A 13347-nucleotide genomic window follows, 5' to 3' on the forward strand; every position below is an offset into this window, starting at 1 on the left:
CATGGATCGTTCCGGTCGTCGTCGGTATGACGGTCGGCACAGCCGCATCGGAGACCGGATGGCCCGCTTCAAACGCTTCCTGCCCCTGCTCCTGCTGCTGGCGGGCGCCGTCGCCATCTTCGCCAGCGGCGCTGGCCAGTACCTGAACCTGGACGCCCTCCAGGCGCATGAGGCCGCCCTGAGGGCCTTCGTCGCCAAGCAGCTGCCCCTCGCACTCCTCGCCTTCGTCGCTGTCTACGCCCTGGCCACCGCCGTCAGCCTGCCGGGCGGGACCATCCTGACCCTGGCTGGCGGCTTCCTGTTCGGGACCTGGGTCGGCGGCGCAGCCACGGTGGTGGGCGCCACCCTCGGATCAATCCTGGTGTTCTATGCGGTGAAGACCTCCTTCGGCCAGGCCCTTCGCGAGCGCGCCGAGGCCTCGGGAGGCCGCCTGAAGGCGGTGATTGACGGAGTCCAGGAAGGCGCCTTCGGCTATATCCTGACCCTCCGGCTCATTCCCCTGGCGCCCTTCTGGCTGGTCAACGTGGCCGCCGCCCTGGCCCACGCCCCCCTTCGCGCCTATGCCCTCGCCACCTTCCTGGGCATCATGCCGGCGACCTTCATCTACAGCGGGATCGGCGCCGGGATCGGGGAGATCCTCTCCCGGGGTGGAACCCCCGACCTTGGCGTCATCTTCTCACCCAAGGTCTTGCTGCCCCTCGTCGCCCTCGGTCTCCTGACCCTCGGCGCCACCGTCTTCCAGCGCCTCCGCGCCCGCTCGGGAAAGCCCCTGTGACCCAGATGATCCAGGCGGACATCGCCATCCTCGGCGCCGGCTCCGGCGGGCTCTCCGTCGCCGCAGGCGCAGCCCAGCTGGGCCTGAAGGTCGTCCTCTTCGAGAAGGGCGAGATGGGGGGCGACTGCCTCAACTACGGCTGCGTCCCGTCCAAGGCCCTGATCGCCGCCGCCTCCGCCGCCCACGCGGCGCGTAGCGGCGCCGCCCTCGGCGTCACCGCCGGTCCGGTCGAGGTCGACTTCGCCCGGGTCATGGCCCACGTCCACGAGACCATCCGCACCATCGCCCCGGTCGACAGCCAGGAGCGGTTCGAAGGCCTGGGCGTGAAGGTGGTGCGCGAGGCCGCCCGCTTCGTGGACCGCCGGACCGTCGCCAGCGACAGCGTCCGCGTCACCGCCCGGAAGATCGTGATTGCGACCGGCTCTCGCGCCTCCGTTCCCCCCATCCCGGGCCTCGACGCCACGCCCTACCTGACCAATGAGACCGTCTTCGAGCTCAAGGCCCTGCCGGAGCGTCTGATCGTCCTGGGCGGCGGCCCCATCGGCGTCGAGCTGGGCCAGGCCTTCCGCCGGCTGGGCTCAGAGGTCGTGGTGGTCGAGGCCGGGGACATCCTCGGCCGCGAGGACCCCGGGGCCGCCGGCGTGGTGCGCCGCCAGCTGCAGGCCGACGGGGTCGAGCTCCTGGAGCGGCGCACGGTTGTCCGCATCGAGCCGGGCCCTGTCCTGATCGCAAGGTCTGGAGACAACGAGGTCCGGGTCTCCGGATCGCACCTCCTGGTTGCTGTGGGCCGAACCCCCTCGCTGGAGGGGCTCAACCTGGAGGCCGCCGGCGTCGCCTACGATCGCCAGGGCGTCCGGACCGACAGATCCCTCCTGACTTCCAACCGCCGGGTGTTCGCCATCGGGGACGCCGCTGGGCGGGGCCAGTTCACCCACCTCGCCGGCGCCCATGCCTCGCTGGTCGTCCGGCGGGCCCTCTTCGCCCTGCCGGTCAACGCCGACGCCCTGCATGTCCCGCGCGTGACCTACTGCGATCCTGAGGTCGCCGCGATCGGACTTTCGGAGGATGCTGCGAGACAACGACACGGCGCCGACATCCGGATGCAGACCTTCGAGTTCGCCGAGAACGACAGGGCCCAGGCCGAAGGCGACGTCCGCGGGTTCGGCAAGCTGGTCACCACAAGCCGGGGCAAGGTCCTTGGCGTGACCCTTGTGGGCCGCCACGCCGGGGATCACATCCATCTCTGGTCCCTGGCCCTTTCGACAGGTCTCAAGCTGAGCCAGCTCACGGGGATGATCGCCCCCTATCCGACCCGTGGCGAGATCAGCAAGCGGCTGGCGGGGCAGTTCTTCACCCCGGCCCTCTTCTCAGACCGGACCCGACGGCTGGTCTCAATCCTGAAGCACTTCGCCTGACGCACGCCTCAGGCGTTCGACAAAGCCATGGTCTATCCTGCGCTTGAGCGCCAGGGCGCCGCGCCCCAGGCTCCAGGCCCCGCCGCGGAAGGCGAGACCCGTCCCGTCGCCGAGGTCCAGGATGGAGAGCCAGGTCTTCTGAGGCGCATAGCGCCGTGGGGCGCGGCCATCGCCCAGGGATCTCAGGTTGTCCAACAGCACCGGTGCGGCGCGGACCCCGAACACCCCGGCGGGCGGCCGGGGCGCCTCGCGGATCATTGCGCAGTCGCCGGCCCCGAAGATGGACGGATCCGCCATCGACTGAAGGGTCGGTCCGATCTCAAGCCGACCCTCGTGCGACACCGGAAGACCGAGGTCGCGGATCTCCTGGGGCGCCTCCAGCCCCGTGGCGAGGACAAGGGCGTCGCAGGACAGGGTCTGGCCGTTCGCCAGTCGGCAGTCCCCGGGTCCCCTGCCGACGACTTCGCCCCGGAGGATCTCCACGCCGCGCCGGCGCAGTCTTTCGATTGTGCCCGCGAGCGCGCGCGGGGGCGCCCAGGTCGGAGGCGACCGGCAGATCAGGTGAATGCACGGGCGCGCACCGCTCCGCTCAATCAGCCCGGCTAGGGCGGCGGCGACCTCGAAACCGGTCGGTCCGCCGCCTGCCACGACCACCACCGGGCTCTGACCCTGCATCCGGATGCGCGCCTGCACCCAGTCGCGGAGATCAAGCAGGCGCGCCAGGGGCTTGACCGGCCAGACCGCGTCGAGATCTGCAAGGCCGAAGGGGTCGCGGGTCCGGCTTCCCATATTGAGAGACAGGGCGTCGTAGGACAGCGTGTGTCCGTCGGATAGATGCAGCCGCCGGTTGGATCGGTCTGCGCCGGTCAACTCGGCGACGAAATGGGTCACCCCGGCCCGGGCGGCCAAGGCGGCGACATCGACCCTCATTTTCTGCTGCTCCAAGGCGCCCGAGAGCACGCCTGCCGCCATACCGGAGTACGAGAACAGGCCGGGCGCCACGAGGACCGGCTCCACCCCAGCCGCCCGCAGGAGGCTGGCCCTCTGCAGGACATGCAGGTGGGCGTGGCCTGCTCCCACCAGGATCAGACGCACGGGACTCCGGAGCACGCCCGGAGCGTCTCAGCTGGCGGCTATCCGCGCCTCGAGACCTGCGAGAAAGGCTTCGATGCGCTTGGCGTTGGCGCCGAGATCGCTAAGTCCCACTCGGGAGGTGGAACGGACATCCACGATGGATCCGCCCGTCGGCGAGGGACGCACCCGGATCGCCACATCATCCTCGAAGCCGAACCAGAAGGTCTCGGCCGTCGCTTCAATCACGCCGGAGGCCGGATCGGTGGTGACAAGGGTCCAGCCCTGAGCCTTTGCCTCCTCGACAGCCGCGGCGGCGACTTTGGAGGGCTCCGCCGGAAGGCTCAGCGGACGAAGGTCCGGATAGGCCCCGCGCCCCACCTCGCCCAGAGTCTTGGCGGCGATCGCCGAGAACTCGGGGCCCTTGTAGGCCTCCAGGCTTCCCATCGGCGCGCTCATCGGGTTGACCGGGTTGGCGTCCACGGCCGCGCGGGCGGCCATGACGGTGGCCGAGAAGGCCGGAGGGTCAGCGATATCGGTGGTCACGTCATGGATCGGGGGCACATCCCCCGACCCCTGCCTGAGGGCGCCCGCATAACCCAGTCCGAGCAGGGGGATGAGAAGGCCTATAAGGGCCATCTTCCAGCCGGTGCGCGGTTTGCGGACAAGGCTCGCCACTAGGGCGACCAGGCCGAGGATGAGGCTCAGGCCGAACAGGGGCAGTCCGACCTGCAGGATCAGGGTCAGAAGGCCGACCCGCCAGGACCAGAGGTCGAACTTCACCCCCAGGGCGGCGACCATGAAGTAGACGGGCAGAAACAGCGACAGGGCCATAGAGGCCTGGGCAAGCTTAAGTCTCATCGGAGCCTCCTTCTCGCGCCCGGCGGGGCCGCCGGCTGGGTCTCACCTGTCTATCGAAACACACGCGAAGCGATCAGGCTACGCTGGATCACCGTGAGAATACACAGGGCGGCGAACACCGAGGCGATGATCGGGAACCCGGCTGGCCAAAGACACATCAGGACGAAGGCGAGGAGGGTCTCTCCGCCTTCGGCCAGACCCGTGCTGTAGAAGAAGCTCTTCGGACCATGGGCCTGTGTCTCCAGGCCCCGCTTGGCCGCCAGCGTCGCATAGGCCAGGAAGCTCACCGCCGTCAGGGTGAAGGACGCCGTCAGCACAAGGGCGAAAGGCAGGTTGGCCGGCGCGGCGAAGCCGAAGCCCAGAGGAATGGCGAGGTAGAAGACGTAGTCGCAGACGATGTCGAGGTAACCTCCGAGGTCCGTCGTCCCGCGATGGCGTGCGACGGCGCCGTCAAGCCCGTCAAGGAGGCGGCTGGCGAGGATCAGGGCGAGCCCCGCAAGCGGGTGTCCGAGCCCGATCGCAAGGCCCGCCAGCGCCCCGCAGGCGGCGCCGGCCGCCGAGACCTGGTTGGCGCTGACCCCGCGGCGGGCTAGGGCCGCGCCCATCCGGTTCAGCGCAGGATCGATGAGCGGGCGGAGGCGGGCGTCGAACATGCGGCTCAGAAAACCCCTGAGACGAGACCGATCACCGCTCCCGTCATCGCCGAGGCCATGTTGCCGGCGATCCACGCCTTCATCCCGAGGGCCGCTGCTTCCGAGCGCCGGGAAGGCGCCAGTGCGCCGAGAGTGGACACCAGCAGGCCGACGCTGGCCAGGTTCGCAACTCCACACAGGGCGTAGGTGACGATCAGCTGGCTTCGCGGGTCGAGGGTTCCGGCCGGCAGGGCCGCGAGGTCCAGATAGGCCACGTATTCGTTCAGGATGGTCTTTGTCCCCATCAGGGCGCCAGCCTGGGGAGCCTGGTCCCAGGGTACGCCGAGTGTCCACATCAGGGGCGCGAACAGCCAGCCGAAGATCCGGCGCAGGGTCAGGGCCTCACCTTGGACGGCGGGCGCCAGGGCCAGGGCCTGGTCCACCAGCGAAACCAGCGCAAAGACCACGATGATCATGCCGATCACCGCCAGAAACAGCTGTATCCCGTCCAGGGTTCCCCGAACGATGGCGTCGATGCCGCCCTCGTAGCGCAGCCCCGGCTCCTCCTCCGAGGTTTCGGTCCGCCCCTCTCCAGGAACCATGAGGCGGGCGATCAGCACGGCGGCGGGCAGGGAGATCAGGGAGGCCGAGATCATGTGGCCGACTGCGTCCGGAACGGTCCGAGACAGGGTCTGGGCGTACAGGATCAGGATGGCGCCGGAGATGGTCGACATCGCCAGGGTCATGACGGCGAAGAGTTCGGAACGGCTCATCCTCTCGAAGTAGGCGCGAACCACCAGCGGCGACTCCACGACCCCGAGGAACAGGTTCGCCCCTCCGCTCAGGCCCACCACCCCGCTGACGCCGAGCGTTCTTTGCAGCGCCCACGACAGCCCGCGAACGATCCAGGACAGGACGCCCCAGTGCCAGAGGAGGGCGGCCAGCGCCGAGTAGACGATGATGAGCGGCAGGATCTGGAACGCGATGATGACGGGCGCCGAGGCGCCTTCCTGAAGCTGGAAGGGGGCCGGGGCCCCGCCCGTGTATCCGAACATGTAGCTGGAGCCGACCAGTGTCGCCGTCTCGATGGCGGCCACCGCATGGTTCGCCAGTCCGATCACCGACCAGACCAAAGGCACCCTGACCACCACAGCTGCGATCAGGACCTGAAGAACCAGGGCGCCGAGTATCCACCGCATGCTCGGGCGGGCGCTGCGGTTCTCCGACAGGGCCCATGCCCCCAGGGTGATGAGGCCAAGCCCGATCAGTCCCTGCAGCTGCTGGAGGACCTCCGTGACCACCGACATGCCGTCCTCCCGCGCCCCGTCCCGACTGCATACGCCTGACCGGTGGCCTTCGGGAACCGGAATCCGCGGCGGTCCTCCTTCCCGGCGGGCTTGATCTTCCTGCAGCAGGGCGAGAGGGTCGCTGCGAATGCACAGGGAGGAATGGCCATGGCGGGCTGGGATGGACGGGGTCTGGTGTCGACGGCGTGGCTGGCCGACCACCTGGACGATCCTACAGTACGGATCTTCGACGCCACGGTGCATCTTCGGCCCGCCCAGCCCGGGCCCTACCGGGTGGAGAGCGGACGGGCGGACTACGAGGCGGGACACATCCCGGGGGCGGCCTTCGTCGACCTCGCGAGGGATCTTTCCGACACCTCGGCCGCCCTCGGCTTCACGCGGCTGAAGGGCGAGGCCCTGGCTGAGGCCCTGGGGGCGGCCGGGTTCGACCCGGCCCTGAGGATCGTCGGTTACAGCACCTCGACCCCGATGTGGGCCACCCGGCTCTGGTGGATCCTGAGGGCGGCGGGCTTTCCCGATGTCGCTGTCCTGGACGGCGGGTTCGCCCGCTGGTCGGCCGAGGGTCGCCCGGTCGAGTCCGGGTCGAGGACCTATCCTCCGGCCCGCGTCCGGGTCCCGGAAAGGCCGGATGCGTGGGCCGACCGCGACGATGTCCTCGCCGCCATCGGCGACGGCGGGGTCTGCACCCTCAACGCCCTGCCCGCCGGGGTCCATACCGGCGAGGCTGAGGTCAACTATGGCCGCAAGGGACACATCAAGGGCAGCCGGAACGTGCCCTACGCCGCCCTTCTGGACGATGACGGCCTGTATCGCAGCGATGAGGACCTGCGCGTCCTTTTTGGCGCCGTCGGGGCGCTGGAGAGCCCCCGCGCCATCGTCTATTGCGGCGGCGGCATCTCGGCGACCATGGACGCCCTGGCGCTGGTCCGGCTCGGGCATCCCTCCGTGGCGGTCTATGACGGCTCCATGTCGGAATGGACCCGCGACCCGGACCTGCCGATGGAGACCGGCGCCTGATCCCGTGCGTCAGAAGCTGGCCGTGAGGGCCAGGGAGACATAGTGGGTGTCGCCTGAAGGATTGGCGTTCGGCGCCTCCGCCAGCAGGCCCTCCTTCTTCAGGATCGCGGCGTTCAGCTCCGCCCTCAGGGCGTCGGGTCGTATCCAGTAACGGGCGCGCCCCTCGAACTGGTAGCCCGCGAACCGCCCGGAGGCGCCGGAGGGGTCCCTGACCCCGGTGGTCGAGAAGCTGTCCCTCGCGCTGTCCGCCCAGAGCGCCCGGCCGCTTGCAAAGACATCGAGCCGGCGGGAAGGCGTCGCCTCGAGACGAAGGCCGAGGGTCTCAAGGTTCGTTCGGCCAAGGGCGGCGTAGATGCCTGCGGGAGCCAGGTCCGCCCGCCGCATGCCGAACAGGGTGTCGAAGCGGGTATAGCGCCCGCCGGGATCATCGCCCGTCGCCCGGTCGTACTCCACCGAGAGCCTCGGCCGCCAGACATGCTGGAAGCTGTAGCCCGCATCCGCGTGGACGAACCAGGCGCTGACGTCCAGCAGGGGCGCACTGTCCTGCAGGCTCGCCCGGACATGTCCCGTCTGGCGGATCAGCTCCAGCTCGTAGTCGATCCGGCCGGGCTTCGCGTCGGTGATCACACGGGCGGAGACCGAGTGGAGGTTCCGGTCCCGGGTCGGCCTGTCGCGGCGATCCGTCTCCCGGAACCGGACATAGCCCGCCTCCGCAAGGCCGGCGCCTCCGGGGAGAGGGCGACTGACATACCCGCCGTAGAGCCGCTGGGAGCCATCTTCGCGGTCCAGCTCGAAGCTGTTGTTGCGGAGCGCCTCGGGATCCTCAGGGCGGCGTTGCTGGGGCAGGGTGTAGAAGAGGGTCGCGCCCGACCGGTCGGGGAAGCGAAGGTCTGCCCGCGCGCCGGTATAGCCGTTGGTGGTGTTGCGGTAGTCGTCGGCGGCGACCAGCCGGCGGGATCCCAGGTTCAGGGTGAAGCGTCCAGCCTGCAGGGACAGGCGGCTTTCCTTGCCGAGTGCGTCCTTGAAGTCAGAGGCAAGATAGAGCTGAACCGGCTCGAGGACGTTGACCTCGCCGGTGGTCGGCGCCCTGCCCGCGCCCACTCCGAAGGCGCGGCTGTCATGAATCTCCCCTGCAACCCGGAATGGGCCCGGGTTCCACTCCGCGAAGAGAATCGATCGCAGGCTCCACAAGTCGTCCCTCGGCGGACGCCCCGGTCGGAACTGGCCCTCCAGGGCCTCATACCGGACCCGGATCGAACCGGCGACGCTGACCGCCTCGGCCGGACGCCCTACCGGCTCCTGGCCGTGCGCCGACGGAGCCAGCGCAAGGACGATACCGAGAGAGAGAAGGATCAATGGCGGGTGGTTCATGGTCAGGGCGATCCGTCTGCATCCCGGACGCCGGGGCGTCGAGGACTGGGTGGCGGGGCGGCTCAAGGTATCCTAGCCTGGCCGCGCCATGTATCCTTGCGGCTTGACGAAGCCTGCGGCGATGCACATTTGCGGGTTCGGGGGAAAGCCATGGGGTGCAACCATTCCTGACGTACAGCTCATCCGGCGGATTTCCGCCGCTCTTGCGGCCCTGGCGCTTGTCCTGGTCGTCATCATCGCCGCCGGCACGACGGTGGAGCCCGGCAATGTCGGCGTGAAGATCCGCACACTCGGACCGCAGGCGGGGGTGGACGCTGATCCCCTGCCGTCCGGGTGGCATTTCCGGGGTCTCGGCGAGCGCATTGTCGAGTATCCTGTCATCCAGCGGACCTACAGCTACACCCGTGAGCCCGACGAGCGAGGCCCGCAGAACGACGAGATCGCCTTTGCGGACAACACCGGCCTGCCCATGACGGCGGACGTGGCCATCACCCTGCAGGTCACCCGCGCGTCCGCCCCGAAGCTGTATGAGACCTACCGGTTGACCTTCGACCAGCTGCTCGACGGTCCGATCCGCAATGACGTGCGCTCTGCGATCGCCGCTGAGGCCGAGAAGGTCAACGTCGAGGCTCTCTACTCCGGCGGGCGGCAGGTGGTTATCCAGCGCGCCCTCGCCCGGGTCTCCAACAAGTGGTCCCGTTTCGGCGTGGTGGTCAGCCAGCTCGACTGGATCGGCACCATCCGGTACCCCGACGTCATCCTGCAGGCCATCCAGGCGAAGACCCGGACCGACCAGGAAACCCTGACGGCCCGTTCCCAGGTCGCCAAGGCCCAGGCCCAGGCCGAGGCGCGGATCGCCGCCGCGCGCGGTGAGGCGGAGTCCATCCGGATCATCAACCAGGCCCTGGCTGCGAACCCGCGCTATGTCGACCTCAAGGCGGTCGAGAAGTGGGACGGCAAGCTGCCTCAGGTGACCGGAGCGGCTGGAGCGCCCTTCATCAACCTCAGGGAAGACGCGCGCTGATCGCGGCCTGCCCTCCGGGGCTGAACAGGACGACCTGAGACGGATCACAGCCCACCCGCACCCGATCCCCGGGGGCGGGTGGCGCTTGTCGGTCGGTGACTGTGAGGACCAGGTCATCAATCTGAAGCTGAAGGCGATACCCGTCGCCGGCGAACCGGACTGCCCGGACCAGCGCTTCGGGGCCTGATCCGCCCAGAAGGATCGCTCCCGGCCGCAGGCCCACCTGTACAGGTCCCGCCCGGAGCCCGGGCGCGGGAAGAGGCCCCAGGGGCGTTTCGACATGCCCGCCGCGCGCCGCCCCCGGGATCACGACCAGTTCGCCCAGGAGGCGGGCGGCGATCAGGTTCACAGGCCGTCGGTAGCAGTCCTCCGGAGACCCGGTCTGCAGGATCCGTCCCGCCGACATGAGGATCAGGTCGTCGGCGATGGCCATCGCCTCTTCCGGGTCATGCGTCACCACCAGCACTGTGGCGCCCAGCCTTCGCAGGTCCTCCAGCAGGGCGTCGCGCACCGTCTCGCGGAGACCCTCGTCAAGACCCGAAAAGGGCTCGTCGAGCAACAGCAGGGCGGGCACGCGCGCGAGGGCCCTTGCGATGGCCACCCTCTGCTGCTCCCCCCCGGACAGGCTGTGAGGCCAGGCGTCCGCGAGGCCCTGGATGTGAAACTGCTCCAGCAGGCGGTTCACCCTCGCAAGTCGCTGTGGCCTGGGTTGCCGGGCCAGACCGAAGGCGACATTGTCCCTTACGTTCAGGTGGGGAAAGAGGGCGTTGTCCTGGAAGACCAGGCCCACGCCTCGGGCCTCGGGCGGCAGGGCGCGGCTCGCCGAAGCGGCGATGGCGCCGTTGATGCGGATCTCGCCTTCGTCAAGGGACTCCAGTCCGGCAATCATTTTCAGGAGCGTGCTCTTTCCGCATCCGGAGGGGCCGAGCAGGCAGGCGACGCGGCCTTCGATCAGGCTCAGCTTGGCGGCGGCGACGACGGTGCGTGTCCCAAAGCGCCGGGTCGCCCGCCGCACCTCAAGAACCCGCCTCATCGGGAAAGCTCCTGCGCCGGCGATTCGATCCTGAGGGTGAGCCAGACCACGGCGGGCGCCGAGAGGGCAAGGATCATGAGCGAGGGCAGGCCTGCCTGACCAAGGCGTTCGTCGAGCGCGTAGTTGCTGGAAAGGACGGCCAGGGTGTCAAAGTTGAACGGGCGGAGGATCAGGGTCGCCGGCAGCTCCTTCATGATGTCGACCAGCACGATCAGACCTGCCGTCAGGAGGGATCCGCGGGCCAGGGGAAGACTCACGGAAAGCGCGGTCCCGGCTTCACCGCGGCCGAGGTTCCGGGCGGCTTGGGGAAGGGCGGGATTGACCCTCGCAAGCCCGGCGTCGATCGGCTCCAGGGCGGCGGCCATCAGGCGCGACGCGTAGGCGAGGATCAGGAGCCCCAGGGCCAGTCCGGCCCCGGGGCCGGCGGACAGAGCCCAGACCAGGCTGGCCGGGGCCAGCAGTCCGATCGCCATGACGGCCCCCGGGGTGGCGTAACCCAGGCTGGCCAGACGGGTGGCCATTGGAAGGGTCCGGCCTCCGAGGGCCAGGAGGGTGGCCAGTCCGACCGTCACCACCGCCCCTGCTGCGGAAAGTCCCACAGTGTTCCCGGCGGCGCGCCACAAGCGGGTCCAGTCCGGGTCGGCGAGGGGAAGCTGTGCGACGAGCCAGCCTGCCGGCGCCAGAAGTCCTGCGGTGATCAGAAGGAGGCAGAAGCCACATGCCGCCGCCGCCGGCAGCCCCCGGAGCGCCGTGGCCTGCTGACTGCGCCAGCTGGACTTCCCGGACTCATGGATGCGGCCCGTCCGGCCGGCGCGTTCGACCCAGAGCAGGAGGGCGGCCGCGGCCAGAAGCGGAAGGGCCAGCCGCGCTGCATCGACCGTGGATCCATAGACCGACCAGGCTCGGACCACGCCTGTCGTCAGAGTCTGGACGCTGAGGAACCGCACGGCGCCATAGTCGGCCAGGGTCTCCATCACCGCGAGCGCCACCCCCGCACCGAGCGCCGGGCGTGTCAGGGGAAGGGCCACCGTGAAGAAGGCGCACAGGCCGCGGCGTCCCAGCATGGTCGCCGCATCCAGGGCCGAGCCCGGCAGATTCAGCAGAGCGGCGCGCATGGCCAGGTAGACATAGGGATAGAAGGCCGCGGAGAGCACGAAGGCCGCGCCTCCTGTGGTGCGGATCTCGAAGGGCAGATCGTAACCTGTCCACTCGCGCAGCCCGACCCGCAAAGGCCCGGCGACATCCAGGAGATCGGCGTAGCCGTAGGCCACGGCGAAGGCGGGCATGGCGAGGGGCAGCGCCAGGCCCCAGGCGAACAGGTCGCGGCCCGGAAAACGATGCATGACCACCAGCCAGGCCGCAGCGGCGCCGATCACGCCGGTGACGAGACCCACAAGCCCGGCCAGGACAGCGGTTGTCGTCGCGTATCGCACGAGGTCCCGGGTCGGGATGTCGGCTCCCGACTCGCCCAGCGCCGCCAGAACCACACCCGCCAGCGGGGCCAGCACAAGGGCCGCCGCGACGATGGCGAGGAGGCCGAGACTCCCCGGTCTCGCAACCCGGATGAAGGCTGCGGCGGTCAGCGCCAGCCTGCTGAGCTCATTGCGGTCTGCGCTTCCGGCTGCCGTGCGGCGAAGGCTGCGACGCTCATCGGATGGGCGGGAACAGCCGCGAGGTCGCGCAGGGACTCCGGAGCCGCAACGTCAGGCGAGACAGGAAACTCGAAGTTGCTGGCCGAGATGTGGGTCTGGGCCTCTGCAGACGTCAGGAACTCGAGGAGCCGAACGGCGTTGTCACGGTTCGGCGCGGTCCGTACGACGCCTGCGCCGGCGACGTTCATGTGGGCGCCCTTTCCGTCCAGGCTCGGGAAGGCCAGCTTGACCCTCTCCGTCACGGCCTTGTCCGCCGGATCCTCGCCTGAGGCCATCCGGAGGTAATAATAGCTGTTGGTGATGGCGATTTCGCAAACTCCCGCCGCGACGGCGCGGATCTGGTCGCGGTCGCCGCCTTCGGGCGGCCGGGCCATGTTGGCGACCACGCCCTGCACCCAGGCCTGCGCCCTCTGCGGCCCCCACGCCTCGATCAGGGCGCCGACAAGCGAGAGATTGTAGATGCTGTCCGAAGACCGGACGCAGATCTTTCCACGGAACCGCGGCCCCGCCAGCTTGGCGTAGTCGTCGATCTCCTCGGGTTTGACCTTTCCGGCGTCATAGGCGACGACCCGCGCTCTCCGGGAGAAACCGTACCAGGCGCCCTCGGGCTCTCGCAGACTGGGGGGAACCCTGGAGGTCAGTGTCTCCGAAGTCACCGGCTGGAACAGTCCGGCCTCCTGGGCGCGCCACAGCGCCCCGGCGTCTGCGGCGATGAAGAGGTCGGCGGGGCTGGCCTGGCCCTCCGCTCGCATGCGCGCCACCAGCTCGTCGGCCTTGCCCTCGATCCGGTTGACCTTCACGCCGGTTTCCCGGGTAAACCGCTCATACAGGACGAGATCGCTGTCATAATGGCGGGCGGTGTAGACGTTGACGACCTTTTCGGCCTCGGGTGGCGGCGAGCAGGCCGCCAGCCCGAGGGTCGCAAGAGCGAGGGAGAGCAGGACGGCTTTCAAGGGGCGGACCTCCGGGCGGAACCCGGAGTCGGGCTCAGGCGCCAAATTGCGAAACGTTCTCAACTTACAAACACGCGGGCTGCGAGCGGGTCAAGAGCTTTGGTCCTCAGGTGGCCGGCGCCAGGCCCGGATTCAGACTCGTCCGGGTGTCTCATCCGAGATCCAGTTCCAGCTGGGCCGATCCGGCCGGGCGCGCCCGGCGCTCGCGTCGCTGGACAGCCTGAGGCAGGCCGGAC

At 69.4% G+C, this 13347-nt stretch carries 12 protein-coding genes; 4 read left to right on the plus strand and 8 right to left on the minus strand.

What is annotated here, in order from left to right; translation table 11 throughout:
* Positions 1-58 precede the first annotated feature (58 nt).
* Both INE98_RS09880 and INE98_RS09885 read left to right on the plus strand, forming a co-directional pair.
* Positions 59-775 carry a TVP38/TMEM64 family protein gene (locus INE98_RS09880; RefSeq protein ID WP_293538616.1) on the plus strand — a complete coding sequence of 239 codons (717 nt, stop codon included), beginning with the start codon at positions 59-61 and terminating at the stop codon, positions 773-775.
* Between the two features lie 5 nt (positions 776-780).
* The gene (locus INE98_RS09885) at positions 781-2190 is read left to right on the plus strand and encodes an FAD-dependent oxidoreductase (RefSeq protein WP_293538637.1); all 1410 of its coding nucleotides are present in this window, start codon (positions 781-783) and stop codon (positions 2188-2190) included.
* Here the strand turns inward: INE98_RS09885 and INE98_RS09890 are convergent.
* Genes INE98_RS09890 through INE98_RS09905 form a run of 4 tightly spaced genes read right to left on the minus strand, consistent with a single transcriptional unit; the run spans position 2167 to position 6061 of the window.
* Positions 2167-3300 (minus strand): FAD-dependent oxidoreductase, encoded by a 1134-nt coding sequence (locus tag INE98_RS09890; RefSeq protein WP_293538618.1) that lies wholly within the window; start codon positions 3298-3300, stop codon positions 2167-2169. The genes INE98_RS09885 and INE98_RS09890 overlap by 24 nt on opposite strands.
* Positions 3301-3312: 12 nt before the next feature.
* Entirely contained in the window at positions 3313-4122 is an 810-nt protein-coding gene (locus INE98_RS09895) for a DUF1499 domain-containing protein (protein ID WP_293538620.1), read from the minus strand.
* Positions 4123-4172: 50 nt separating this feature from the next.
* Positions 4173-4775, minus strand: a complete 603-nt coding sequence (locus INE98_RS09900; protein WP_293538622.1) for a CDP-alcohol phosphatidyltransferase family protein — start codon at positions 4773-4775, stop codon at positions 4173-4175.
* 5 nt (positions 4776-4780) lie between these two features.
* Positions 4781-6061, minus strand: coding sequence for a nucleoside transporter C-terminal domain-containing protein (locus tag INE98_RS09905; RefSeq protein ID WP_293538624.1), 1281 nt, complete (start codon positions 6059-6061; stop codon positions 4781-4783).
* Between the two features lie 147 nt (positions 6062-6208).
* Here INE98_RS09905 and INE98_RS09910 point away from each other — a divergent pair, with 147 nt between their 5' ends.
* The gene (locus tag INE98_RS09910) at positions 6209-7078 is read left to right on the plus strand and encodes a sulfurtransferase (protein ID WP_293538625.1); all 870 of its coding nucleotides are present in this window, start codon (positions 6209-6211) and stop codon (positions 7076-7078) included.
* A 9-nt stretch (positions 7079-7087) separates the two neighbouring features.
* Here INE98_RS09910 and INE98_RS09915 read toward each other — a convergent pair whose 3' ends face one another.
* The gene (locus tag INE98_RS09915; protein WP_293538627.1) at positions 7088-8515 is read right to left on the minus strand and encodes an alginate export family protein; all 1428 of its coding nucleotides are present in this window, start codon (positions 8513-8515) and stop codon (positions 7088-7090) included.
* Positions 8516-8570: 55 nt separating this feature from the next.
* Between INE98_RS09915 and INE98_RS09920 the strand changes: the two genes are divergently transcribed.
* Positions 8571-9473, plus strand: coding sequence for an SPFH domain-containing protein (locus INE98_RS09920; RefSeq protein ID WP_293538629.1), 903 nt, complete (start codon positions 8571-8573; stop codon positions 9471-9473).
* Here the strand turns inward: INE98_RS09920 and INE98_RS09925 are convergent.
* The 3 genes from INE98_RS09925 to INE98_RS09935 form a co-directional block, all read right to left on the minus strand.
* Positions 9454-10506, minus strand: coding sequence for an ABC transporter ATP-binding protein (locus INE98_RS09925; protein ID WP_293538630.1), 1053 nt, complete (start codon positions 10504-10506; stop codon positions 9454-9456). The genes INE98_RS09920 and INE98_RS09925 overlap by 20 nt on opposite strands.
* Positions 10503-12014, minus strand: coding sequence for an iron ABC transporter permease (locus INE98_RS09930; RefSeq protein WP_293538632.1), 1512 nt, complete (start codon positions 12012-12014; stop codon positions 10503-10505). The genes INE98_RS09925 and INE98_RS09930 overlap by 4 nt, the downstream gene beginning before the upstream one ends.
* 71 nt (positions 12015-12085) lie before the next feature.
* Complete coding sequence (locus INE98_RS09935; RefSeq protein ID WP_293538634.1) at positions 12086-13111, minus strand: extracellular solute-binding protein; 1026 nt, start codon at positions 13109-13111, stop codon at positions 12086-12088.
* Between the last annotated feature and the right edge of the window lie 236 nt (positions 13112-13347).

Source organism: Phenylobacterium sp. (genome assembly GCF_020253645.1).
Taxonomy (GTDB): domain Bacteria; phylum Pseudomonadota; class Alphaproteobacteria; order Caulobacterales; family Caulobacteraceae; genus Phenylobacterium.

Excerpts from the sequence above, each read along its gene's own strand:
- INE98_RS09905 (WP_293538624.1), bottom strand. The coding sequence starts at position 6,061 with ATGTCGGTGGTCACGGAGGTCCTCCAGCAGCTGCAGGGACTGATCGGG.
- INE98_RS09885 (WP_293538637.1), top strand. The coding sequence starts at position 781 with ATGATCCAGGCGGACATCGCCATCCTCGGCGCCGGCTCCGGCGGGCTC.
- INE98_RS09925 (WP_293538630.1), bottom strand. The coding sequence starts at position 10,506 with ATGAGGCGGGTTCTTGAGGTGCGGCGGGCGACCCGGCGCTTTGGGACA.
- INE98_RS09895 (WP_293538620.1), bottom strand. The coding sequence starts at position 4,122 with ATGAGACTTAAGCTTGCCCAGGCCTCTATGGCCCTGTCGCTGTTTCTG.
- INE98_RS09920 (WP_293538629.1), top strand. The coding sequence starts at position 8,571 with ATGCACATTTGCGGGTTCGGGGGAAAGCCATGGGGTGCAACCATTCCT.
- INE98_RS09900 (WP_293538622.1), bottom strand. The coding sequence starts at position 4,775 with ATGTTCGACGCCCGCCTCCGCCCGCTCATCGATCCTGCGCTGAACCGG.
- INE98_RS09880 (WP_293538616.1), top strand. The coding sequence starts at position 59 with ATGGCCCGCTTCAAACGCTTCCTGCCCCTGCTCCTGCTGCTGGCGGGC.
- INE98_RS09910 (WP_293538625.1), top strand. The coding sequence starts at position 6,209 with ATGGCGGGCTGGGATGGACGGGGTCTGGTGTCGACGGCGTGGCTGGCC.